Here is a 24,659-nt window from a genome sequence, read left to right on the forward strand (position 1 = left end):
GCCTCGCGCTTCCCAGCCGTCGCCTCCTCGGGAGTCCCCGCATGTCCGTATCAGCCGATCCCGCACCGGACACCCCTCCCACGAGGCCGCCCGCTCTCGATCCGCCCGCCGGCACCCTCGCCCACCTCATCGCCGGGCGGCTCGCCGGCTCGGACCTTGACGAGGAGACCCGGGCTGTCCTGCTCACCGCCTTCCAGAACGAGGCCCCGGCACGTGGCCGCATGCCGGGGGCCTACCTGCAGTCCGTCACGGTCAGCGGCTTCCGCGGCATCGGCCGAACCGCACGCCTCCCCCTCACCCCCGGCCCAGGGCTCACCCTGGTCACCGGCCGCAACGGCTCCGGCAAGTCAAGCTTCGCGGAAGCCGTCGAGATCACGCTGACCGGCGACAACGCCCGCTGGCGCGGCCGCAGCGACATCTGGCGCAAGAGCTGGCGCAACCTCCACCACGGCCAGGATCCGCAGGTCGCCGTGGAGTTGCGCATCGACGGTGATCCGGAGCCCGCCACTGTGGTGCGCACCTGGCAGGGGGACGACGTCGCCGACTCCACCGCCGAACTCGACCGGCCCGGCCACGCCCCCGTCCCCCTTCAGGACCTCGGCTGGCAAGATGACCTCGCGACCTACCGCCCCTTCCTGTCGTACTCCGAGCTCGGCCAGGTGATCGGCGGCAAGCCCAGCGAGATGTACGACGCTGTCGCCTCCATCCTCGGACTGGAACAACTCACCGCCGTCGACAAGCGGTTGCGTGAGCTGGCCCGCGAGTACGAGGCACCCGCCAAAGTGGCCAAGGCCGAACTGCCCGCCCTGCTCAGCCTCCTGAACGGCACCGAAGACCCCCGCGCACGGGCCGCTCACACCGCACTGAGCGGCCGGCGCCCGGACCTCGCACGAGCGGCCGAACTGGCCGCCGGCACCGACGCGGCGGACGAGTCCCTCCTGTTCGACCTGCGCCGCCGCGCCACCCTGACCGGCCCGGACACCGAGGCGGTCGCCACGGCCGTGACCCGGCTGCGCGAAGCCATCGCCTCCGCCGAGGACATGCGGGGCACCTCCGCCGAGGGCGCGCTGCGCCGCGCGGAACTCCTCGCCCGCGCGCTCGCCCACCACCGCGCCCACCCCGCCCTCGACACCTGCCCGGTGTGCGGCGGCACGGCCCGCCTCGACGAGGAATGGGCCCGGGAAGCCGCCGAGCAGGAACGCCTGCTGCGCGCTGAGGCCGAGCAGGTCCTCACCACCCGCAGGGACCTCGACGCGGCCGCGCAGGCCGTCCGCGACCTGGCCGTCCCGCCCCCCGGCTGGCTGCCGTCCGAGATCGCCGCCGCCTGGGAGGACTGGCTGCGCTGCCGCACCGTCTCCGACCCGGTCGTGCTGGCGACCGTATCCGCCGACGCCGCACGGACCGCCGCCGACGCCGCACGGATCACCCGCCAGGAGGCCGCGGCACGCCTCGCCGGCCAGGACGACACCTGGCGCGACACCGCGCGGGCGATCGCCGCCTGGCTCGACAAGGCCCGCGCAGCCGAGCAGGCGGCCCCGTACCTGGCCCGCGTCAAGGCCGCCCAGAAATGGCTGAAGGCCACTCACGACGACATCCGCGCCGACCGGATGCGGCCCATCGCCGAGGACGCCCAGCGCATCTGGTCCAACCTGCGCCAGCAGAGCAATGTCGCCCTCGGCCCAGTCCGCCTGAGCGGCTCCGCAACCCAGCGCAAGGTCGCCCTCGACGTGACCGTCGACGACATCGACGCCCCGGCGCTCGGCGTGATGAGCCAGGGGGAACTCCACGCCCTCGCCCTGTCCCTCTTCCTGCCGCGCACCTTCCTGCCGGAGAACCCCTTCCGGTTCCTCGTCATCGACGACCCGGTGCAGTCCATGGACCCCGCCAAGGTGGACGGCCTCGCCCGTGTCCTCGCCCTCCTCGCCGAACACCGCCAGGTCGTCGTCTTCACCCACGACACCCGCCTGCCCCAGGCCCTGAAGTACCTGCGGCTGCCCGCCACCGTCCTCACCGTCGACCGTCGCGAGCGCTCCGCCGTACGCGTCCGCTCCGGCGACGACCCCGTCAAGCAGGCCCTGCACGACGCGAGGGCGCTCGCCAGGACCCGCGACCTGCCCGGCGACGTGGGCACCCGGGTCCTGCCCGGCCTGTGCCGCACCGCCCTGGAGGCCGCCTTCCTCGAACCGGCCCGGCGCCGGCTCCTCGGCACGGGCGTGCCCCACGCCGAGATCGAGCAGCGCATCGCCAAGGCCCACAGGCTCACCGAACTGGCCTCCCTCGCCCTCTACGGGGAGACCGACCGGGTGGGCGAGGCCATGACCGACCTCACCCGGGCCTACGGCCAGCAGGCCACCGACCACATCCGGTGGTGCAACAAGGGCTCCCACGAAGCCGTACCCGTCGACGACGCGGAGGAGATCATCCGCCGCACCGCGGACCTCGCGAAGGCGGTGCGATCCCTGTGACCACGATCCCCCCGGCCCCGCCCATCCCTCCCGCGCGCCCGCCCCAGCTCCCCGCGCCCTTCCCGCCTCCGCCGCCGCGCACCTCGACCCCCGAGGAACTGCTCGCGGGCGCGGACCGGCTGCTCGGCACGGCCACCGCCTCCACCACCGGCGTCTGGCCGCGCGCCGTGGCCCTGCTGCTGCGCCACGCCCTCGAGGAGGCCCTGCGCCGCTACTGGCAGGCCCGCAAACCGCAGCTGGCCCACTGCCCGCCGCACGCCCAGGCCCTGTGCCTGGAGTCCTACGCCGACCCCGACACGGCCCGCCGCTGGTCGTCGACCTGGGCCGGCCTCAGCCGGGCCTGCCACTACCACGGGTACGAGCTGGCGCCCACGCAGGGGGAGCTGTGTGGGTGGCGGGACGACGTCGACCGGGTGATCGGGGCGTTGGCGCCCCGGACTCAGTGATGGATCGCCGCCGGACCGCAGACCCGCCGCGCGGGGCGGGCGGCGGGAGGCGGACGCCGGTTGGCGGAGGCGGTACGGGACGGGGCGCCGGGGAGAGGAGCGTGCCCGCTTACCCACCTCGACCGACCACACTCGCGCTACCGTCATACGCGTATTACGATGCCTTCATGGCGAAGACGCGCATCAGCATCAGCTTGGAGCGGGACCAGGCCGAGCGCATCAGGCAGCACGCGGAACGGGCGGGCATGGACGTCTCGGCGTACCTGGTGCACGCCGCAACGCGCCAGATGGCCGAGAGCGACGCCATAGAGGAACAGTTCGCCGAGGTGGACGCACTCATCGCCCGGGCGGAGCAAGCGGCGGACGGGCTCCCCGCCGAACCCGACCCCGAACCGGCTGCGGAACTGACGGAGCAGGAACGCCGCGAGGTGGAGGAAGCCCTGGGTCTCGTCCACGGCCGGGACCGGCAAGACCGCCGTCCGGGACACGCCGCGTGAGCTCGCGAGTGCCGGTCTACGACACCGGCATGCTCATCGCACTCGCCGACCGCAAGGCGAAGGCGGTCGCTCTTCACGAGGGACTGCGCACGGTCCCGCACCGGGCGCTGGTGCTCGGCCCGGTCCTCGCCCAGGTGTGGCGCCCCCAGCCGGCGCTGGTGCACGCCCTGTCCGGAGTCCTGAAGGACTGCACGGTCCCCCAGGCCCGTACGTCCGAACCGCCCATGCGCGAGACGAAGGCCGGCCGTCCAGAGTGCCTGGCCTGCGCTACAGGCCCGGACCTCGCGGACTGGCGGCGCATCGGCACCGCCCTGGGCAGGGCGGCCCTGCCGCCGAAGAAGCGACCGGATGCGGTGGACGCCTGGGTGGCCCTGGCAGCCGCCCGGCACGGCAGCGCGGTGATCTTCACCACCGATCCGTCGGACATCCAGGCCTACCTGACGGTCCTGGCGCCGGCGGATGTGCACGTGGTTGCCGTCTGACGTGCGGGACTCACGCTCCGCCCGGTCCAGACGGTTGCGGAGGCGGTGAACGAGCCTTCGGCAGGAGCGGAGCACGGGGCTCGGTCCTGCACACGTTCGCTCCGGGAGCGGGTCCCGAGGCGATCAGTCAGCAAGGGAAACGGCCATCCAGTGCCACGGTCTCCCCCCGCGCCGACCGCCGAACTCGCCGAGGGTCCGCCACCCGCTTCGCCATTTACCGCGACCGTGGTACTTGGCAAGGCAGGAGCAGGTACACAGCCAGCCCTTCGCGTTCTGGCAGGACGAGTTGCACCTCTCGTGGGGGTTGTACTCACGACCGATGAGGACGCTCGGGTACCTGCGGAGCAACTCGCGGCTCACGTGGGGGAAGTGAGCGCTGGCAACCGTCCAACACCCCTCGCGGCCGTCCCACCGGATCGATCGCTTCCGACCCAGCCCAAGAGCTTCCGCTCGTGTTCCCACAACGTGTGAGCCGGGAACCAAACACCGAACCACCCTTTGGCGGGCAAGCCGATGGTCGGCAGGTGCTCACCCCGGTAACTCGGCATCCAGCCAGAGGGCTTGAGGTACTCGGCCTTCTGCCGCCGATCACGCCTGTGCCCTTGGCCTCCACTCGCCGTCCGTCGCCCGCGTCGAGCCCCGGGGCCCCACTCGACCGATACGAGCCTGGCGAGCTGACCGGAGGCATGGCAGAGGAGATAACTCAGCGGCCTGTCATGCTCGACCACGCGGTCGTCCTGGTCGACCTTGATGAAGCTGCGGCACCTCAAACACGTGCGGCTGAACCTTCCGTCGCCCACGAATTTCCCCCCTTGGCTTGTGCTGCTACTCCCGTGTCTGTTGCCAGGACCTGCTGGTTTTCGGCCAGCGCCTCGTCGGCTACTCGGAGGCGAGGTTCGGCGTCAGCGCGCTCATACGGCCCGGAGGTGACTGCACGGTGCCGTATTCGCTCTTGCGGCGGAGGCGGGGTGCTCGACGCCCCGCAGTGCACCGAGATCAGCCGGTCAAGTTCACGCACGCCGGTGAAGTCCTGCGCGTCAGCAGTCCCACGATGTCGGGGCAGGACCGAACGCACGACGACTGGCCCTCACCGCGAGAGCGGCCATGGCGGCATTGGCCCCACCGCCGATCACAGCGCCGATACCGAACGGCGCCACTCGGCCGAGAACGATGATCCCCTGCTTGGTCCCGTACTTCGTGATGAAGTTCTTCCCCAGGACCTTGTTGATCTGTCGCAGCGTCTCCACCGGAACCTTGGCGACGACCTGACGTCCCCAGTGCTGCCCGGTCCGCTCGGCGATCTTGGTGATGGTGGTGGAGCCGCTCCCACCGAGCAGGATCCCCATGACGATCGTCCGGCGGCGCTCGACCTCGTCGATGGGGACCCCGTGGACCTCGGCGATCGAGAGCGCGAAGAGGGCGGTCAGCTCAAGAGACGACAGCGCCTCACCCGCCGACAGCGCCAGCGCGACTCCCGTACCGACCCCGGGCGCGGCCGCGGTCCCCCCGACCGCGGCACCTGTCCCGGTCAAGGCGCTGACGTACATCCGCTCCAGGTTGCGTATCACCTGCGCCGGCGACGCCTCTGGGTTCCGCTGACGGGCCCGTGCGATGTTCTTGCGCACCAGCGGGCTCTGGCCGCCGATTGCCTTGTCCAGGAGGTCGAGGACTCGCTGCCCACGAGCGTCTCCGTCCGGAACCGGTCCGTCGTGGGCATCCGTTGCCATGCCTTGCCCCCCTGAGTTGTTACGCCCCAAGGGAGTCTCCCATTTGGGCTGCCGGTTCCGGAGGGTTTTCGCGACACCTCCTATCTGTCCAGACTCGGTGCCGTTGCGGTCGGCCATTGCTTACGAAGTCAGCGTCAGCGCCTCCTGGTTCCGCGTCGAACCGGTAGAAGTGTGGTGGCCCATCCGGGAGTCTGGCCTCCACTCATCGGCTGGGCACAGGGCCGTGTTCGGTCGTCTGTCGCGCAGCGGGTGAACCGCGCCCAGCCGTCGTGGTCAGCTCCGCTCCCAGCGCGTGTCCGTGCCGAGGGCCTGCAGACGCAGTTCGGCCCAGACCGTCTTGCCGCCGGGCGGGTACGGCTCGACGCCCGAGCGGTCGGCGAGGGCGGTCACCAGGAGGAGGCCGCGACCGGACTCTGCGTCCAGAGACGGTTCGAGGTCCGGGGCGAACGACGGAAGGCTCTCCCCCCGAGCGTCGGTGACGGCGATGCGCAGCAACCCGGTCGCGGTGTCGAGGGTGAGGGCGAGCCGGAAGTCGCGGCTGTGCACACGACCGTGCAGGGCGGCATTGGCCGCGAGTTCCGCCACGATCTGCTCGGCACGTTCGGTGACGCCGGGTGACACCTCCCAGGAGCGGAGCTGACCGGCGGCGAGCAGACGGGCGAGCCGGGCCCCGCGGCGAGTGGACGACAGGAGCTGGGCGAACGTGCGCACGGTAGGGCGGTGTTGGGGCGTGATCGTGTTCATGGAGCCACGGTGGCGGGTGCGCGAGGCGCGTTCCAGGCGCACGGCCCGTACGTTGCGTCAGCGTACGGGCACATTCCGTGGACGGTACGACGGCTCATGCGTCACGCTGAGTGCCGTCGACTTCAAGACGGCGAACAGCGCGTGTACGAACCGGAGGTGGCTGCGGATGGCCGACGGCGGTGTGGTGGACGGCGGGGACCTGCCGTGCGGCGAGACGGACCGGGAGCCAGGGCCCTCGGACAGTCTGCGGACCTTCGGAGCCGTCATGCAGGCGCTGCGCGAACACGCGGGTTACAGCAGAACCGAGTTCGCGAACCTGGTGAGCTTCTCGAAGCACACGGTCGAGTTGGTGGAGCTGGGGCGGCGGATGCCGGATGTGGCGCTGGTGGAGCGGTCCGAGGAGGCGCTGGGCAACACCGGCGCCCTGCGGAAGGCCTCGCAGTACGTGACACGGGGCGCGGGGACGTGGGGCTCGCGGCGTGGTTCCGGCAGTGGGCTCGGCTGGAACGGGTGGCGGTGAGTCTGTGCACGTACGAGTGCCGACTGGTGCCGGGGTTGTTGCAGTCGGAGGGGTATGCGCGGGCGGTGTTCGAGGGGACCGTTCCGGTGGCGCCGGACAGCCTGCTGGAGGACTTCATGGCCCGGCGGATGGAGCGACAGCGGATGCTGTTCGAGCGTCCGACGACGCCGTTCAGCTTCATCGTCGAAGAGCACGTCTTCCGGCGCCGGTTCGGGGATTCGGAGCAGATGCGGGAGATGCTCGACCATGTGCTGGAACTGAGCGCACCGCGGAACGTGATGCTTCAAGTCGTTCCGTTGGAGGCTGGGTTGCATGCCTGCCTGGATGGGCCGGCGCAGTTGCTGGAGACTCTGAAGGGGCACCGGCTCGCGTACTCCGAAGGGCAGCAGAATGGCCGTCTGATCTCCGACGTGAAAGAGGTGAGCTTACTCTGCCAGCGCTATGACACACTGCGCTCGCAGGCCCTGAACGCCAAGGACTCGCGGGGACTGTTGGAGCGACTCCGAGGAGAGCTATGAGCACGAGGCCGGAACTGGCGTGGTTCAAGTCCAGCTACAGCGGCAGCCAGGGTGACAGCTGCGTGGAGGTCGCCGTCACCGAACAGGCCGTGTGCGTACGGGACTCCAAGGACGTGTCGCGTCCTCACTTCGCTGTCGGCTGCGAGGAGTGGTCGCAGTTCGTGGGTTACCTGACGGATGCATGAGCAGCGGTACGGCGGCACGGTGGCCTCCATTGGTCCGAGGAGTTGAGCGCTGGCGGCCGCCGGCGCGAGGGCGTTGGTGCGAAAGCGGGTGACCGCGAGGGAGGTGGCGGCGAGCACGTGGATCAGGTTTCAGCGCATCCACGAATCCCTGCGGTGGCCTGATGGCCTTCGTCGAGCCAGCAGGCGCTCCTTGGGGCTGGAAGTCCCCTTCGAGTGGTCACCTAATACGCCACTTCGACGAGACCGGCTCGTCCGGTTCATCCCGAGCGCCCTGAAATGCCGCCGCTGCATGGCCGAACCAACTCGTCTGCATACATGAAGGGCTGGCCGAATGAGGGGTGTGGCTGAAAGGTTACGTTAACCAGTATGATTAGCTGATCTGAAGTTATGATCACTTCGTGTGTGCGGCTGACCTTACCCAGGGCGCGGCGGGCTCCGTCCTGGACGTCGACTCCGAAGCGCGCGTGCTCGTATGTCCGGCATACGGGAGCAAAGAGTCGCGTCAGCATTGGCGCGACACGCTTGCGCGGGAGGTGCCCTTCACTGAGTCAACCTTGACGAGGCATCTGTCGCCTGGGCAACTTCAGCGGCTAAGCCGCTTGCATCCTGCCGGTGTGGCCCGCTTCTGGGGTGCTACATCGACTCATGACAAGGCCATGTCCAGCGTTCGCACGGGCGATGTGGCTCTTTTCACTGGAGCGAAGAAAGTGCTGGCTGTCGGGGAAGTCGGCGTCGTCTTCGTCAACCGCGAGGTCGCCGACACACTCTGGCCGCCGTCGCCCGGCGGTAAGAGTTGGCATACTGTATACAGTTTGCGGGACTTTGTCCCGGCTGAGGTTCCATACGAGGAACTAGCTGAACTGATTGGATATTCCAAAAACTACGGCTTTCCTGGCCAGTTGGTGCTCGAAGGTGACAAAGCCCGGGTTGTCATCGAGGGTTTGCGCATAACCACCAGGACGGTGTTGGAGCAACTCGGCGTCGAGGAGCCGCCTGCCCGCGATCCGCTCCCCGTTCACCGGGTTGCATTGGAACAGCAGCACACGCCAGTTGTCAGCTTCGAGCGCGCTGCGACGACAACCCTCTACAGGCGTGATGAACAGCCGTTGGTCACGGAGTTCTGCGCCACACTCACCGTTGCTGCTGAGCGCTTCCGTTCCCCAGTCGGCCTCTGTGACATCTATGTACAGGGACCTGACACTGTGGAGGTGATCGAAGCGAAGAGCCGCACCGGTCACCCGTACGTGCGTGAAGCCCTTTCTCAGTTGTTGGACTACGCCCCGCACAGTCCGCGTCCTGTGGACAGACTTGCCGTGCTGCTCCCTGATTCGCCCGACGAACGGGAACTTCGGTTGTTGCATCGGTATGGCGTCGACTGCATTTACCGGGTGTCTCCTGGCGTCTTTCGGAGAGTTTCGGCACCCGATGACAAGCGACGTCTGATGAAGAAACTGTGGACGGAGAGCTGAGTTCGTCATGGGCGCGCCCTTCAAACGCGTGTCCTGTGCTCTCTCCTCTCCAGCCGCCCCATCACCACCTGATGAGCCCGCCACCCTTCCGGAAACTTGGGCGGCACGTCCAGATACACAGGACTGCTCCGCGGATGCCGGTCCAGCAGGTCGCGGATGCCGGCGCGGGCCACCACAATGCAGGCGAAGCGGTGCCGGGACAGCAGGACGCACAGGCGGCCCGTCTCCAGGTGGAAGGCGGAGGCGTCGTGGCGGCCGGAGAGCGGGTGCCAGACGAGGGTGACGTCGAACTCGCGGCCCTGGAGGCGGTTGGCGGTGTCCACCGTGATGCCGGTCAGACCGCGGGCGGTGAGGCGGGAGCGGACCGCCTCCGCCTGCACGGTGCGCGCCGTGCCGATCGCGATGCGGTCCGTGGTCATGGGCTCCCCGTTGACCAGTGCCCCGCGCTCCAGAAGCCGGGCCGCCGTCGCCGCGAGGGCATCCGCCACCTCCGGGTCCTGGTCGAGGGTGTGGCGGGCGGGGAGTTCCAGGTGGCCCCAGCCGGAGTCGGCGGCCCGGGCGAGGACGTCGTCCAGCGGGCCTGAGCCGTGGGGCAGGCTGGCGTACGACAGAACGCGCTCCGGTGCCGTCGTGCCGGGGACGAACCGGTAGAAGGGGTAGAAGGCCTGCTCGACCAGGGGCGCCGCCGACTCCGGGAGGCGCCAGGAGACGGGGAGCTGGTGGCGGACGAGGTCGGGGTTGTGGGCGAGGGTGACGTCGACCGCGTTGCGTAGGGGATCCCAGGTCAGGCCGTGCCAGCGGTCGGTCTCCACGGTGGCGAAGGGGTCGAGCTGGCCGGGGTCGCCGACGAAGAGGACCTGTGAGTCGTCCTGGGAGAACAGCGGGGCCGTCGCCAGGAGCCCGTCCGAGCGCATCTGGTACGCCTCGTCGACGATGGCCCACCGCCACGGCGCGCACTTGTCCGGTGTGACGAACGACCACTTCTTCGCGGTGGACACCACGACGGGCAGGTCGCGCAGGTCCGTCACCTGGCTGCTCCCGGTGACGTTGGGGTGCCGGGTGACGCGAGGCGGGAGCACGTGGCCGCCGGCGTGGAGGCGGCCGAGGGCCAGGCCGGGATGCTCCCGCGCGATGCGGGCCACCAGGTCGTCGACCTGCTCGTTGGTCTGCGCGACGATCATGAGCTGGTGGCCCGCGGACGTCAGGTGCCCGGTGGCCCGCACCACCAGCGTGGACTTTCCGGCTCCGGGAGGCGAGTCCACGACTACGCCCCGGCCGGGTGCTGTGTCGAGGCTGGTCAGGATCCCCGCGACCGCCCGGTCCGCGCGTTCGCCGGGGGTGAGGGCTTCAGGCTCCCCGGTGTCGGGGAGGAGGGTGGTCACTCCCAGGTCTCCTCTGCGTCCTCGTCGGTGGGCTCGTACGGCTGCGGCGGACCGCCGTGGGTCCAGGGGGTGTTCTCCTCGTCCGGTAAGGCGGACGGCATGGCCGTGGGGTTGAGCGTGGTGTACGTCAGCTCCTCGCCGGTCTCCGCGAGGGTGCCGGCCGGGGCCGGGGGCTTGCGCTTCCTCGCGAAGCCGCCCTCGAGCTGGAGCACCACGGTGTGGCCGCCGTCGTCCTGCTGCCGGACCTCGAGGATCCGGGCTCCCTGGCCGGGCCGGGCAGGGGACTTCACCTCCGTGCCGACCGCGGGGACGGTACGGGCGTCGGTGCGGAGGGTGAGTGTCGGGCGCCACACCTGGGAGCCGGGGCGGTCGCCGGGGACGAAGCGGTCCTCGTCCCTGGCCGTGACCGTGCCCGTGAACGCCTCGCCGGTCAGCTCGTACTCCGCCATCACCAGCGGATCGTCGTACGCGCGCTCCGCCTCGTACCGGGCGACCGCGTCTTCCAGCCGGGCCAGGCGGCGGGCGGCCCGGACGGCCTGGTCGCGGCGGGCCTGGGGGCGGCCGTCGGCGTCCAGGTACTCGGCATACTCGGAGAACCAGCGTCGGTCGAGGGCCCAGCGATCGGGGACGTGGGCGCCCTCCGGCAGCTCGCGGAGCAGCTCCACGCCGCGCCACATCAGCCGCCAGGTGGGCAGCATCTGGCCGTGCAGTTCACGGTCGATCTGGCGGCCGACCGCCTCGCGTCCGCGGTCGTCGGACGCCTCGTCGTAACGCGTCATCAGCTCGTGCAGGGTCCGGTCGAAGACCGGGTCCGTGGACGGGCCGGCGGGCGGCCACACGGCGGGGTCCTCGGCCTCCCGCGCCGCGCTCGCGCCGTCGCTGCCCTGCGGTGGATCGATCCAGGCGAGCAGGGACGCGAGGTGGGAGTCCTCGGAAGGGCTCTGGCCCGTAGCCCAGTGCGCGGCGAGCAACCGGGTCATCGCGAGCAGCACACCGGAGTTCGGGAACTCGGCCAGGTCCGCGAACCACGTCAGCCACTTGCCGAGGGCGGGCACGGACGGGTCGACCGCGTACGGTCCTTCGGTGGCGCGGAGCCTGGTCAGCCGGCCCAGCAGGCGGACGTACGCGATGCCCTCGCCGTTCGGTACGAGGAGCTGTGGGGCCCGCTGGAAGCGCAGGCGTTCCTCCTTCTCCTTGCCACGGCCCACGGTGTAGGGCTCCGTCTCCGTCCGGCAGCCGTCGATGTACGCGAGGAGGATCGCGGCGAGGCGCTCGGCGAACCGGAAGCGTTCGGCGCGGTTGCGCGGCTGGCGGACGGTGAGGAGGGCCGGATGCTCGGGGTCCGTGCCCGCGAGCGCGGCCAGGGGCGCGCACGCCTCGCCGGCGAGGGTGAGTGGCACCAGGACGAACGGCTTGTCGTCCAGGTGCTGGTGGCGGACGGTCGTCAGCGGTTCGGCCCGGCCGGTGCGGGACGCCGTGAGCGCCGCGACGGTGGACAGGACGCTCATGCGGCCCCCCGGCGGAGTCGGCGCAGCCGGGCGGCGGCGCGCAGCAGGTCGGCGGCTTCCGCCTCGGCCTCTCCGGGGGCGGCGACGCCGTCCAGGTAGTCGAGCGCGGTGCGGGTGGAGTCGATGCCCGGCAGGTCGTTGCGTACGCCGCTGCCGAAGCGGGCCGGAGAGGCGCAGCCGTCCGCCTCGTCGCGGCAGTAGCGCGCCATCTCGCAGAAGGACAGGCAGGAAGGCGTGTACGACGCGTCCAACGCCTCTATGGATGCCGAGAGTTCGTCTGCGTCTCGGGTCGTGTCCAGGGTCGCCGTCTCGGGGAGCCGGGCTGCGAGGTCCTCGGCGCGCCGCAGCCGCGAGAGCTGGAACTGGAGGGCGTCGAGTTCCTGCCGGAGGTCGACGAGGCGGGCGTAGGGGCGGTTGGAGAAGTCCTTGGGGCAGACGAGCAGGAAGTCGTGGGCGAGCTGGTCGGTGGGCAGACCGGCGGTCTCGAAAGCGCGGCGCAGGGCCAGGGCGTACACCGCGGCCTGCTTGGCCGTCTCGGCGACGGCGGTCGGGTTGGCCTGGCCGTCGATCGCCGCGAAGGAGCGGATCAGGACGACGTGGAAATTCCCGCCGATGCGGTGGGTGAGCGCGTCCGGTTCCAAGTACGCGGTCTGACCGGCGACTTCGAGGGTAAGCACCGGGCGGTCGAGGATCAGCCGTACGTCCTGGCCGGAGGCCACGTGCGCGAGGAGGCGGCGGGTCTCCCGTTCGCGCACGTGCAGGTCCGTGTTGCCTCCCACCTCGTTGAGGTCGGTGACATGGGCCTCCGCCACGGGGACGGAGAGCTGCTCGCGCAGCAGTCGGATGAGCTCGGCGTAGCCACCCCACTTCACGAGAGCGTGGAACGCCTGTTCACGGGCGAGGGCGAAGGGAGACTGGCCGAAACGCGGCTCGTATCCGACCTGCTGGGCGAGCAGTGCCTTGTCCACCCCGGCGGCGTCGAGGACCGCGCGGCGGGCGCAGGCGGGGTTGGCGGTCAGCGCGGTGATCTTGCGGGCGGTGTACGGCTGAGGGGGCTGCGGTCCACGCAGCCGCGCGAGTCGGCCGTCGGGAGGTTCGGACTGCTGCGAGGGCATCGTCTCTGCTTCGGGTACGTCTTCGGGGGCTTACCCGCCTGCGAGGCGTCTGGCACGCCATCGCTGTCGGGGAACGGGTCGTCAGGACAGGGTCCCACTCGCGTCGCGCAGGGCGTCGCGCATCGGGGCCGCGCCGAACAGCTGCTGTACGTCGGCCAGTTGACCACGGGCGCGCTGCGCGGCCGCTTGCCGCTGCTGGTCGTCCTCCTGCTGATGGACGGCGGCTTCGGCGTGGGCCGCAGCGATCACGCGGGCGGGATCGGGCTCCTGGGCCGAGGCGTCGTAGGCGCCGGGGATGGTGAGGGCGAAGCGGCGCAGCAGCCGCCACGCCGCGTCCGGGGCCGGGTGCCCCGCGGTGGCGAGCCGCTGGATCTGCTCGGCGGTCCCCACCGCGTGGGTGAGGAAGTCGGCGCGCGGGCTGAGCGGGCCGATGATCCGCCGCTCCACGGACCAGGTGGACAGGGCCAGCAGCCCGCGCGCGGGGACGAGACGGTCATGGGTCAGCGCCGCGCAGATGTAGTACGGGCGGGCGTAGCCCTGTGCCGTGAAGGAGCGCTCCTCGTCGCGGCGGAGGGACGCGAGTTTGGTGGCGACCAGCGGTTCGGTGAAGAACGCCTCGTACGTGGAGGAGATGAGCTTGGGGGATGCAGGGGCCCCCAGCAGGGTGAGCGCCTGGTGGACCTGTTCGCGGATCGGGATGGAGCCGTGCGCCGGACGCTCCCTGCGGCGCGGTTCACCCGTGGCTACCGGCGTCGGCGAGGTCTGGGGTTCGGTCGGGAGTGCGCCGTTGTCCGATCCGGACTCGGACTCGGCCTCGACTTCCAGGGCGTGCTCCCAGGCGGCCTCGGCCTCGCGCAACGCGCGACGGATGCGCGCGGTTGCCGCCTTGTCCCGTGCGCGCACGGCACCGCGCAGCTCGGTGCGCAACTGGGACAGGCGCTGCTCGAGATCCTCCAGTGATGCCGCCATGCGGGGCAGCTTAGCGCAGGATCCAACCTGTGCCAATAACTTCCAAGTACTTCCAAGATTGCTGCTACGGTTGATGGCGACGGCGCACCCGGCCGGCCCGAAGGGTGCCGTGTGCCCGAGATCAAGAAGGGGGAGGCAATGAGCCTCGAGCACACCACGGCATGGCACAGGCCGCACTGGCTGACGGGGGACGACAGCCTGGTCCGCGTGGGGCCCGGGACGGGTGGAAGCGAGGAACACACCTGCCCCTCGCATGCCGCGGCCAAGGCCCGGCCCGGTCTCTGGCCCGCCCGGCGGCTCCGGCTGCCGAAGCCGGAGCTTGAGACGTTCACCCTCGGGCCGGTCATGGACGCCGTCGACCGGGTCGAGTTCCACGAGGAGACACCCGACCAGGCCCTGGCAGGGTTACGCTCCCGGACTCCCGCCCTCCACCCCGGTCACCTGACGTACGCCGAGCACGCCCTCCGTACCTACCTGGGAGTGTGCGCCGACGACGCCGGGCAGGGGCTCCAGCCGGTCCGCCCGTACTGGGTGGCCCAGCGGGAGAACGGCAAGTTCTGGGAGATGTACGCCTGGTGGCGCAGGTACGAGTCGGCCGACGGACGACTGCGCGAGTACCGGCGGCTGCGGCACGGCGAGGCCAAGGACTCCGAGCCCGGTGAGATCGCCATCGCCGTGTACGTGGCCGTTCACGGGCGCCAGGCGGCCTGGCCCAGGAAGTGGGCGCGTGCCTTCGAGCCGTACGGGCCCGCCGTCCGGCCCGAGCGGGTGCGTGTCGTCGAAGTCGGGCTCGCCGACGGACGGCCGCGCGTGCAGTTCGACGGGACGGCGGAGGAGGCCGAGGCGTACTACGCCGAGCACGGGCACGTGCACGTGACCCGAGTCGTGGCGGGCGGCAGGCCGGCACCCGGCTCGTCCTGCGTCGACTGCAAGCAGTTCACGGGCTGTGAGGCCGTGCCGCGCAGGCCCGGTGTCCTCGGGATCTCCTCGCGGGTGGCACCGCTGAGGAAGGTGTCGGTCAGCGATCTGCGCTATCACGCGGCCTGCCCCGCACAGGGATTCCTCCGTGCCCTGCACCTGCCCAAGTCCGACGAGTACGGCAGCGCGGCCAGGCTCGGCCAGGCGGTGCACGGCTGGATCGAGAAGCTGCACCGGCGCCCGGGACCGCTGCCGTGCGCGGCCGGCGACATGCCCCCGGAGGGCGAGAACTGGACAGCGGCACGCTGGCGGGTCTCCGACGAGGACGCCGCGGCTGGTCGGGACATGCTGCTCCACCACGTCGACGCCTGTCCCTTCCAGGACGCCGCACTCATCCAGCGGGTCGAGCCCGAAGCCCTTCGGGTCGTCCACGACACCGCGGCGCAGGCCGTCGTCATCGCCAAACCCGACCTTCTTTACCAGGAGGACGGCTCCTGGGTGTGGCGAGAGCTCAAGACGACCCGGAAGCGGCGCCGTCATCACGTGGACCCTCTCGACACCTACCCCCAACTCGCCCTGGCTGTAGCGCTCCTGGCGCAGGGAGCGCTGGGCGGCGATCCGGACGGCTCGCGCGTCGAGGTGGAGATCCTCCGGCCGGACGGCTCCGAGCCGCACGTGATCGACCCGACGGACCCCGGCCAGAAGCGGAAGGCGCTGTCGGTTCTGCGGCGGTACGCAGGACCGTGGCGGGAGGACGAGACATGGGATGCCCGCCCCGGACCGCATTGCCGGTTCTGCCCGGTGTCCCGGTGGTGTCCGAGCGCCGCTGCCGCGCCCGCCGGCACCGTCGCGGGAGAGGGGCAGGCGTGACCACGACCGACATGAGGGACGCACGGTCCGAGGATGCCTTCGGCACGGACGAGGGACTGCTCCGCCAGATCGCCAGCGCCCTGGCGTGCCTGTCCCGGCAGAGAACCGTGCCCAACCCGGTCTACCCGGCGAAGGTGCAGAACGCCTACAACCGCCTCGTCCTGCACTGCCTGCGCCGGGGCGAGGAACCACCGGGCAGTGTGCCGCAGATGGTCCGTTGGGCTTGTGAACGGCCTCTTGTCGAGTGGCCGTTGGAGCTGCCCCCCGACAGCTTTCCCGGAGCGGCCCTGCTCGTCGACCCGGAGACCCGGCTGCCGCACCAGCTGTGCCTGGAGTGGGAAGTAAGCGCGGCCGATCCGGCCGCCGAGCTCTTTGAGAACGAACGCATCCGGGAAGCACTCGCCGTGTGCCGTGCGGCCAAGGCCCCGCAGGCGTACACCGCGTTCCGGGCCCTGCTCACCTCCAGGCCCGTGCTGACCGGCGCCGAACTGGCGCTGCTCGGCGGCGATCCCGACTGCGGGATGCTGCTGCATGACGTGATCAAGCGCTGCTACGAGCCCGTGCCCGCCTCCTACCTGCGGCCCGGCACGTACCGGCAGTGCGCTCGCTGCCGCTGCCTGATGGTGCCGCTGCTGCACGGCGGCCACCGATGCGAACTCGACCGGTGCCGCCGCGACGGCACCTCGGACGAAGGCACGCCACTCCGTGCCGACAAAGGCGGGGTCTTCCAGCTCAGCCGCCCGTTGCGGATGTTCATCACGAGCCCCGGGCTCGCGGAGACCGATCTGCAAGCCGCCCTGGAGAAGAGGTTCGGCATCACCGCCGAGATGTGGCCCAACTACGACGCGTACGACCTGCGCGTCCCCCTGCCGGGGCGACGGCACTGGGCGGTGGACGTCAAGGACCGGGTGAACCCGGTGCTCCTGGCGCGATCCCTCACGCCGTTCAGGAACGACCCGCCGTACGACCGGGCGTTCCTCGTCGTGCCCCGCTACCGCTTCCGCGACAACGAGGCGTACGGGCGGCAGTTCCGTCGCAACGTGCCGGAGGACCTGGACGACCGGGTCGCCCTCCTGGACGACCGGGCCTTCCTGCGGCTGGTCGCCGATGAGATCTCCACCCCGCGAGACAAGGCGGGGGAACCGCGTACCGAAGGAGGAAGCCGTGCGTGACCGTAGAGGATGGCACCGGCGCTGCTCACCGCAGCAGCTCACCGAGGTGTGGCCGGCGAACCTCGGCAGCTTCCGCCCCGGCGACCTTCTCGACGTGGAACTGGGTCTGTACCTCCTGCAGGACGTGACGCCCACACGCACGGCCGCCGATGTCTGGCCACTGCTGGGCGGTTACCCGTACAGCGAGGTGTTCGGAGACGTCCGCACCGACGAACAGCGGCTGCGCGTTCTGCGCGCCCGCCACTACCTGTGGGACATGCGGCGACGTCACGCCTGGTCTGAGGCGCTGACCGACTACCTGTCGGTCCCCCAGCACCTGCGCGGATACGACATCGACGGACCCGGCTCCGTGCCGCGCCGTCGCGAGACGTCGCGCGCCGCACGCCGTTTCGAGATCTTCGAAGAACTGCTCAGCGCCCCTCCGCGGTTCGCGACACGATCCATTCCGTTGGCCGAAGAGGGAGAGCACACCTTCCGGGTGCAGGACCGTACCCACTCCGTGGTGTTCGACGAGGAACTGCTGACGGACACCCTGCCGCGCGCCCACGCGCTCGACGCACCACCGGCCGGGCACGGAGAGCCCGTCGACGTCACCTGGGAAGAGCTCGAAAAGGCCGCCGACGAGATGGACGACGTCGAGGCGACGGCGCCGGAGGGGGCGCGGGGCGGCTGGGCCGGGCGGCTCCGGCGGGTGAAACTGCTCGTGCGTGACGCGGAACGAGGCCGCTTCACCGAACAGGGACGGCTGAGAATCGACCGGCTGCTGCACCTCGTGGGGATGGTGGGAGCCGGCAAGTCCACCCTCCGGGACATCCTGACCTACCACCTCGTGAGCCGGACACCCCGCCGGGTCACCATCGTCGTCGGGGACGTGGCCGAGACGCTCGCCGTGGTGGACCAGTTCAACCGGCTCGGTGTACGAGCGGCGCCGATCCTCGGGCACTCCACTCGGGAACGCAACATCAACCGGCTGCACCGCCGCACCGCCACGGCCGGCGCCGGCACCATGCTCGGGCACGATCACGCGGGCTTCGCCCACCTCAGCAGCGCCTGCCCCGTCGACGTGCTGCGCGGCCTGGAAGCCCGCCGTCCGCTCGGCATTCGCGAAGCACCGTGCCTGGCGGTGTACACCGTCCCCGAGCAGGAGGCCGTGGATGGAGATCCGCTCCTCGACGACGAGACCAGCGCCAAGCGAGACACCCAAGGCCCGAAGCCGCAGAGGCGGCTGTGCCCGTTGTGGAACCGCTGCCCGCGCCACCGTGGGGCTCGCGATCTGGTCGACGCGCAGGTGTGGGTCGCCACCCCGGCCGGTCTGGTGCACAGCTCCGTCCCGCTGCATCAGCACCAGGAACAGCTCCGGTACCTGGAACTTGCGTGCCGGCTCAGCGACCTGATCATCGTCGACGAGGCCGACCGGGTGCAGATGCAGCTCGACACGGCCTTCGCGCCGGCCAGCACTCTGGTGGGCAAGGCCCCGAACTCCTGGTTCGACGAGGTCGCCGTCCACAAGTTCCAGCAGATGGCCCGGGATGGCCGGCTCCAGCTGTCCGCCCGTGACGTCGACGACTGGACCAACGCCGTCAACACGGTCAGCGCCGCCACTGACCGACTCTTCGCCCTGCTCGTCAAGGACGACAAGCTCAGGCGGTGGATCAGCGTCGACTACTTCAGCGCCTTCACCCTCCACAACCTGCTGCTGGACAGCTGGTTCCCGGGGCGGAAGGAGGGCGAACGACCGCCTGCGGCGGCCCGGACGCTGGACGGCGCGCTCGGCCGGTTCCGCGACGACCCGCTGCACGAGCAGCAGAGCACGAGTGACGACGACGAAGTGACACCCTTGGTGAACACCTTCGTCCACCTCGCTTTGGAGCTCCTGCACGCGCCCCAGGGAGCCCGGACGCGCGAAAGGTTGCGCGAGACGCTCACCGGCATCGTCGGAGACGACAGCACTGTGCTCGCGGACGCCGATCTGCAGTCCCGGCGCTTCGAGTTCACCCTGCTCCTTTCCGCCCTGCACAGCCGTCTCGACTTCATGACCACGCTGTGGCCGCGCGTCGAGGCCGCCCTCAATCTCGAGAGCGCCTCGAACGTGCTCTCCCGCAGGCCCCCCAAGGACTACGAGGCGGTCATCCCCGAGTCGCCCATGGGTAACGTGCTCGGCTTCCAGTTCCGTCACGACGACCGTGAGCGCGACGGTGACCGCAGCGGTGAACTCCGCTTCTTCCACTGCAACGGCGTGGGCCGCGAACTGCTCATGCGGCTCGGCGACCTGTGCGCGGTGGACGGCCGTCCGGGCCCGCACGTCCTGCTCATGTCCGCGACGAGCTGGGCGGGCACGTCGAGCAGGTACCACGTGCACGCCGAGGTCGGTGCCGTACTGCGTCCTCAGGACGAGGAAGTCGAAGCCGTGCTGGGCAGTGAGTTCCGTAAAGAGTTCCTGTACTGGCCCGGAAACGACCGGCCCAAACCGCTGCGCCTGTCCGGCTGCGACCCCGAAGAACGGCCGCAGGCCCTTCTCCACATGCTGCACCAGCTCGCGGTGCCCGACCGGAGCCTGCCCGACGCCGAGAGCATGCTGGACGCCGAGCTGAAGGAGATCGACGATCCCGACCGCCGCCGCATCCTGTTGCTCGTCGGCAGCTACGACGAGGCACGTCGAGCCGCCGAGTACCTCAACCAGATCCCCGAGTGGAACGGCCGCGTCACCCGACTCGTGTCCGACGACGCGGACTCCGACACCGCCTGGACCCGGCTGCCGGAGGATGCCGCCGCACGGACCCTGCCCCGTGGTGACGTGAAGGCCTTCCCCTCGGTCGGCGGCGACATTCTCGTCGCGCCGCTGCTCGCCGTGGAGCGAGGACACAACATCGTCCTGCGTGGTGGCAAGGCGGCCATCGGCACGGTCTACTTCCTGGCTCGCCCCCACCCGCGGCCCGACGACATCTCACTCGCCATCCAGTCCATCAACGATTGGGCCGTACGACAACTCCGCGATGCCGACGGGTCCTTTCGGCAGAACGCGCTCGCCGCCGCCACACCCGACCAGGCGGCCGTGGCGTTCCGCAGTCGCGCACGCCATCAGTGGAACCGCTTCCTCACCCGGCGGCTGGCCTGGTCCAGCCTGCGGGATGAGGAGAAGGCGGCGTTCACCTGGGACCAGCTCGTCGTCATGTGGCAGGTCATCGGGCGTCTGGTGCGCGGCGGCGTGCCGGCCCGGGTTGTCTTCGTCGACGCGGCTTTCTCTCCCCGAGAAGCCGGATTCCAGGCTGCGGACACCCCCGACACCAGCCTGCTGGCGAGTATGCGTGAGGTGCTCGCCCCCTACTTCGAGGACGGGAACGCGGGGGAGCGGGACCCCGCTCCGGTCGACAAGTCCCTCGTCCGTGAGCTGTACGAACCGCTCTACCGCGCCTTGGTGGACATGGGCTGACGGCATCCGTCACCACACCACACCGCATCCGCGTCATGTCCGTGTCGCGGCCGAACACTTCACGCCTTGCCCTGAGGAGAACAACCATGGCCTACCAGTACAACCGCCCGGCGGCGTACCTGCCCGACCCGGCACAGGGACCCTTCGTCGTCCCGATGCACACGCTCTCCTTGCCTGCCCACTGGGAGGAACCACTCCTGCGCCTCTACCACGGCGGAATGACCGAGGGGCAGACCGAGCGACGGCGCCGCGTACCCACAGCGGCGGTCAACCAGCTGATGCGCTCCACCGCGCCGGACATCGTCATGGTCGACTCCACGGCACGGTTCGGCTCGGAGAACCCCTGGCTGTACTGCCAGGACGCCTACCCGATGGCGGTGACGAACCTCTACATCGCCACCTGGCTCAAGAGCCTCCCGCGCGATGCCGACGATCCCGAGACCTCGGCCCTGCTGATGGACTGCTTCCGTGACCTCGACACCGCGGCTCTCAGATGGCAGACCGGCAGGATCGACCTCCTCGAGCAGGAGGTGTCGCCCGGAGGAACCGCTCTGCCTGCGCGCCACGTGTACCGGTTGCTTCCCGACATCCTCGCCGAACGGATCGCGCGCCAGGCACCGTACGAACACCACGGGCAGCAGCTGTCGTTCCGGCAGGTGGCCGGCCACACGGGAGCCAGGGGGCAGGGAAGCGGGGGCGCCGAGCTGATGTCGAACGTGATCGAGTACGTACCCAGGCGGCGCGGTGACGGCGGCAAACCGGCCTACTACGCGGCGACCCTCCGCATCACCGTGCGCACTGTTCCTTTCTCACCCGTCCCGCGCATCCACGTGGCCGCCGGTGTGCGTCGGTTCGTCACCGGCAAGGTCTACATGCCGTACGGCAAGGGGGTGTCCGCGTACCTGCTCCCGGACGACTCCCTCGTTCACGACGGCCCGCAGCCGCAGCGTTTCGCGGTCGCCATGCTGGAGTGGAAGAACGGGACCACGGACTGGCGTCAGGGCGGCGCGGAAGGAATGCTCGCCCGGATCAGCGCTCTCGACGCACTCCCGTCCCCGGACCGGCTGGTGAAGGAGGCCGACCACTGGATTCACGGCCGGGACGGCATCCGGATCTCGATCGGGCACCAGGCGCCCATGGGCAGGCACACGATCGGCACCGGACTGATGCCCAGCGAACGCCGACGGCTGATCGAGTGGGCGGAGCAGGCGATCGCTCCCGAGTTCGTGCCCGTTCCGAGGCTCGAGCGCAGTGCGTACGCGCGGCCGCCGAAGAAGCAGCTCAAGACGCTGCCGTCCATTCCCAAGAACAAGGAGGAGAAAGATCCCGGAGAGCTCGCGGTCATCCTGAACAAGCGTGAGCTGCACGCCGCCCACAACGTCCAGGTTCTGCGGGCACGCCTGGCCGAAGCACTCGAAGGGGAAGACCTCACCGCGGTCGTGCTCCACCAGAACGACATCATCCGCGACCAGATGATCGCCGCGGCGGAGACGGGGCTGGGGCTGGCCGGGCACCGGCGTGCGCAGGGCCCCGATACCTGGGTGTGGGAGACGGAGGAGCTGACCGTCCGGCTGCACGCGCGGCCCCTGGGCGCTCTCGGTGCACCGCTGGGAGGCGACAGCGTGCCCCGTCGGGGGCAGGAACACGACAAGGCCATCGAGGAGCGCCGTACCGGTGTCGCGCGGGCCATGGCCGCCCTGAGGGAAGCCGTCCCCGGGGTGCGGCTGGCCTTCGTGGAGCTCGACGGGCAGGACGCTTTCCGCCACGCCAAGCGACGGAGTGACCCCAAGCACGCGATCCGCCTCGGCTGCGCGGATGCAGGCCTGGTGACACAGTTCATCCGTCCGCCAGACCCGGATATGGATACGGACGAGGCTCTCGCCGATGCAGGGCTGCGTGCAGCCGCAGCCTGGTCGGACGGCCTGCGCCAGACCGGCGTGCGGCTGGTGCCCCAGCACACGCTCGGCGACACGCTCGTCCCCGTAAACCTGAACCAAGTGGCCTTCCACCTGGTGGAACGCCGCCTCGACGGACCCACGGGCAAGCAGCAGTTCACGCCGATCGCGGTGCTGATCCGGCCGGGCGCGAAATGCGTGCTGGGCAAGTCGGCCGACATGCACACATGGGTGCCGTACCCCGAACTCCTCAAGTCGTTGACGGGACGGGTCGAAGGCAGGAAGAACAGCAGGGAGCAGTCGGCCCTTACGGCGGCCTTCGTCAAGAAGACGCTCGCGCAGCTGCGCAGTATGCCGACGCTCGTCCTGGCCCACGCTCAGGACGTCCGGAAGCGCTGGCCGTGGCTGAGGAACGACGGTCTGGAACGGGACAGGCTCGGCCTCGACGGAGGTCCCGTTCAGCGGATCGGTCTGTACGGCAAGCAGCTTCGTGTCGTCCGGATCGCCGACGGAAGCCGGGACGAGACGGCACAGTGCTGGGCCGAGGCGGAGGAACTGTCTCCCGAGTTGGAGGGCAAGCAGAGCGGGGGCATCGCGATGGGGCTGTGGCGGCCCGGCGTGCGGGGAGACTCGGGCCGCGTCTTCTACAGCACTAGCGGCAAGTCCGGCTCGCAGACGAAGCTCACCAATGACGACGCCAAACTGACTCCGCACACCAATCCCTCGGGCAACAACGCCTACAGGCCGACGGTGAACGCCTGGAACCCGGACCTCCTGGAACTGACCGTCGCGTGTCTCCAACCCGGTGACGACGCCGAGGCATGGGCCGCATTCGTCCACCAGCAGCGTTTCAGCGAGGACTACCGTGCCGGTCGCGAGGGGCTGGCTCTGCCCTTGATCCTCCATCTTGCGCGACTCGCGGACGATTACGCTCTGCCTCACGAGCTCGAGGAGGCCTTGGATCCGACGGAGCCGGAGGCTGCGGCCGCGCCGGACCATGCTCTGCCGGGCCAGCTGACCTTCGACCTCGACCTCGATGACGGGGATGAGGAGTGACCTGGGGGCTTGCGATTGGATCGGCGGGTGGACCACCGGAAGATGCTGGCGATGTGGAGTCCGGCCAGGTAGACCCCGCAACCGCAACGTGCGCAATTCCCGCGACGGACCCCCCGCCCTACCCCGTAGAGCAGACGACAGGAAGCTCGCAGGGAGGGGAACAGGACGTGGCAGGGCACAGGGGCAGGCGGGTCAGAGGTACGGCGGCCGCGGTGGCGGCGATGGCGGCGCTCACCGCGTCGCAGGCGCCGGGGGTGATCCCGGCGCGGGCCTCCGCACCGGCGCCCAGGCAGGCACCTGCCGAGCACGGACCGAGCGTGTCCGGCGATGCCCCGTACCGCACCGAGCTGCCCCCGCTGCGGACCGCGAAGCCCGCGGGCGGCGGGGCGGCAGCGGAGGTGGGCGGCGCGCTGCCGGCGAGCGTGTTCGCCGCCTATCGGCGGGCCGAGGACCGGCTCGCGCGTGAGGCGCCCGGCTGCCGGCTGCGCTGGCAGTTGCTGGCGGCGATCGGGCAGGTGGAGTCGGGGCAGGCGCGGGGCGGCAGGGTGACGTCGGACGGTACGACCGTGGCGCCGATCCTCGGGCCGCGGCTGGACGGCGTGGCCTTCGCGCTGATCCGGGACACCGACGGCGGTGTCCACGACGAGGACACGGCGTACGACCGTGCGGTCGGGCCGATGCAGTTCATCCCGTCGACCTGGGCCCGCTGGGGTGCGGACGGCAACGGCGACGGGCGAACCGATCCGAACAACGTCTTCGACGCGGCACTCGCCGCCGGACGGTACCTGTGCGCCGGCGGCCGGGACCTGTCCGTCCCCGCCCAGCTGGACCGGGCGATCCTCGGCTACAACCATTCGACGGCTTATCTGCGCACGGTCAGGGCCTGGTACACCTACTTCATGGAAGGGCACCGGGTGGTGCCGGACGTCCCCGCCGGGTCCTCCTCCGCGCGCCCGGAGCCGTCGCGGCCGGCCGCCACACCGAAGCCGTCACGGACACCCTCCGCCCGGCCGAGCGCCCCGCCCTCCCGTACCCCGTCGACCCCCGCCTCCCCGGCCCCGGCCGGAACCGGCCCGGCCACCGAACCCGAGAAGCCGGACGAGCCACAACTCCCCGCCCCCGGCCCGGACATGGAGCTCCCCGGCGAGAACCTGCTGCCCAGCGGCGCCCCACTCACCAGTAACAGCGCGGACTCGATGACCGTCTCCCCCTCCACAACCGCCGATACTCGACGGTAATGTCGCCCCCCGCCGGACAGCACGAGACCGGTGGGTGAGCGCGAAGGGGTCCT

17 protein-coding genes and 1 pseudogene are annotated in these 24,659 nt (G+C 70.5%); 12 read left to right on the forward strand and 6 right to left on the reverse strand.

Features of this window, described 5'->3' with window-relative positions; translation table 11 throughout:
• Nucleotides 1-41 precede the first annotated feature (41 nt).
• From AB0937_RS19715 to AB0937_RS19730, 4 genes are all read left to right on the forward strand, one after another.
• The gene (locus AB0937_RS19715) at nucleotides 42-2,465 is read left to right on the forward strand and encodes an AAA family ATPase (RefSeq protein WP_366713268.1); all 2,424 of its coding nucleotides are present in this window, start codon (nucleotides 42-44) and stop codon (nucleotides 2,463-2,465) included.
• A complete protein-coding gene (locus tag AB0937_RS19720) occupies nucleotides 2,462-2,911 on the forward strand; it encodes a hypothetical protein (RefSeq protein WP_366713270.1) in 450 nt (149 codons plus the stop codon). Before AB0937_RS19715 ends, AB0937_RS19720 begins: the two co-directional genes overlap by 4 nt.
• A 167-nt stretch (nucleotides 2,912-3,078) precedes the next feature.
• Nucleotides 3,079-3,408 carry a hypothetical protein gene (locus AB0937_RS19725; protein ID WP_366713272.1) on the forward strand — a complete coding sequence of 110 codons (330 nt, stop codon included), beginning with the start codon at nucleotides 3,079-3,081 and terminating at the stop codon, nucleotides 3,406-3,408.
• Entirely contained in the window at nucleotides 3,405-3,890 is a 486-nt protein-coding gene (locus AB0937_RS19730) for a hypothetical protein (RefSeq protein ID WP_366713274.1), read from the forward strand. The genes AB0937_RS19725 and AB0937_RS19730 overlap by 4 nt, the downstream gene beginning before the upstream one ends.
• Nucleotides 3,891-4,927: 1,037 nt before the next feature.
• Here the strand turns inward: AB0937_RS19730 and AB0937_RS19735 are convergent.
• Together AB0937_RS19735 and AB0937_RS19740 are read right to left on the reverse strand one after the other, a co-directional pair.
• The gene (locus AB0937_RS19735) at nucleotides 4,928-5,515 is read right to left on the reverse strand and encodes a hypothetical protein (RefSeq protein WP_366713275.1); all 588 of its coding nucleotides are present in this window, start codon (nucleotides 5,513-5,515) and stop codon (nucleotides 4,928-4,930) included.
• A gap of 375 nt (nucleotides 5,516-5,890) precedes the next feature.
• Nucleotides 5,891-6,361 (reverse strand): ATP-binding protein, encoded by a 471-nt coding sequence (locus tag AB0937_RS19740; RefSeq protein WP_366713276.1) that lies wholly within the window; start codon nucleotides 6,359-6,361, stop codon nucleotides 5,891-5,893.
• A 166-nt stretch (nucleotides 6,362-6,527) separates the two neighbouring features.
• Here AB0937_RS19740 and AB0937_RS19745 point away from each other — a divergent pair.
• From AB0937_RS19745 to AB0937_RS19755, 3 genes and pseudogenes are all read left to right on the forward strand, one after another.
• Nucleotides 6,528-7,399, forward strand: a pseudogene (locus AB0937_RS19745) (helix-turn-helix transcriptional regulator).
• On the forward strand, nucleotides 7,396-7,584 hold the full coding sequence (locus tag AB0937_RS19750; RefSeq protein WP_366713278.1) for a DUF397 domain-containing protein: 189 nt from the start codon (nucleotides 7,396-7,398) through the stop codon (nucleotides 7,582-7,584). Before AB0937_RS19745 ends, AB0937_RS19750 begins: the two are co-directional and overlap by 4 nt.
• Before the next feature lie 614 nt (nucleotides 7,585-8,198).
• Complete coding sequence (locus tag AB0937_RS19755; RefSeq protein WP_366713280.1) at nucleotides 8,199-9,053, forward strand: hypothetical protein; 855 nt, start codon at nucleotides 8,199-8,201, stop codon at nucleotides 9,051-9,053.
• A 20-nt stretch (nucleotides 9,054-9,073) separates the two neighbouring features.
• Here the strand turns inward: AB0937_RS19755 and AB0937_RS19760 are convergent, their stop codons facing one another.
• The 4 genes from AB0937_RS19760 to AB0937_RS19775 form a co-directional block, all read right to left on the reverse strand.
• A complete protein-coding gene (locus tag AB0937_RS19760; RefSeq protein ID WP_366713281.1) occupies nucleotides 9,074-10,435 on the reverse strand; it encodes an AAA family ATPase in 1,362 nt (453 codons plus the stop codon).
• Nucleotides 10,432-11,943, reverse strand: a complete 1,512-nt coding sequence (locus tag AB0937_RS19765; RefSeq protein WP_366713282.1) for a hypothetical protein — start codon at nucleotides 11,941-11,943, stop codon at nucleotides 10,432-10,434. The genes AB0937_RS19760 and AB0937_RS19765 overlap by 4 nt, the downstream gene beginning before the upstream one ends.
• Nucleotides 11,940-13,058: a hypothetical protein gene (locus AB0937_RS19770; RefSeq protein WP_366713284.1), complete on the reverse strand. Its 1,119-nt coding sequence runs from the start codon at nucleotides 13,056-13,058 to the stop codon at nucleotides 11,940-11,942. The genes AB0937_RS19765 and AB0937_RS19770 overlap by 4 nt, the downstream gene beginning before the upstream one ends.
• Before the next feature lie 81 nt (nucleotides 13,059-13,139).
• Entirely contained in the window at nucleotides 13,140-14,027 is an 888-nt protein-coding gene (locus AB0937_RS19775; RefSeq protein WP_366713286.1) for a hypothetical protein, read from the reverse strand.
• Between the two features lie 138 nt (nucleotides 14,028-14,165).
• Between AB0937_RS19775 and AB0937_RS19780 the strand changes: the two genes are divergently transcribed.
• From AB0937_RS19780 to AB0937_RS19800, 5 genes are all read left to right on the forward strand, one after another.
• Complete coding sequence (locus tag AB0937_RS19780) at nucleotides 14,166-15,815, forward strand: PD-(D/E)XK nuclease family protein (RefSeq protein WP_366713288.1); 1,650 nt, start codon at nucleotides 14,166-14,168, stop codon at nucleotides 15,813-15,815.
• Nucleotides 15,812-16,987: a hypothetical protein gene (locus tag AB0937_RS19785; RefSeq protein WP_366713289.1), complete on the forward strand. Its 1,176-nt coding sequence runs from the start codon at nucleotides 15,812-15,814 to the stop codon at nucleotides 16,985-16,987. Before AB0937_RS19780 ends, AB0937_RS19785 begins: the two co-directional genes overlap by 4 nt.
• Complete coding sequence (locus AB0937_RS19790) at nucleotides 16,980-20,417, forward strand: signal recognition particle (protein ID WP_366713290.1); 3,438 nt, start codon at nucleotides 16,980-16,982, stop codon at nucleotides 20,415-20,417. Before AB0937_RS19785 ends, AB0937_RS19790 begins: the two co-directional genes overlap by 8 nt.
• Before the next feature lie 86 nt (nucleotides 20,418-20,503).
• Nucleotides 20,504-23,368: a DUF3962 domain-containing protein gene (locus AB0937_RS19795; protein ID WP_366713292.1), complete on the forward strand. Its 2,865-nt coding sequence runs from the start codon at nucleotides 20,504-20,506 to the stop codon at nucleotides 23,366-23,368.
• Nucleotides 23,369-23,589: 221 nt separating this feature from the next.
• Nucleotides 23,590-24,606, forward strand: a complete 1,017-nt coding sequence (locus AB0937_RS19800; RefSeq protein ID WP_366713429.1) for a lytic murein transglycosylase — start codon at nucleotides 23,590-23,592, stop codon at nucleotides 24,604-24,606.
• Nucleotides 24,607-24,659 lie beyond the last annotated feature (53 nt).

The sequence above is a fragment of the Streptomyces sp. NPDC047880 genome (assembly GCF_040706515.1).
Classification (GTDB): domain Bacteria; phylum Actinomycetota; class Actinomycetes; order Streptomycetales; family Streptomycetaceae; genus Streptomyces.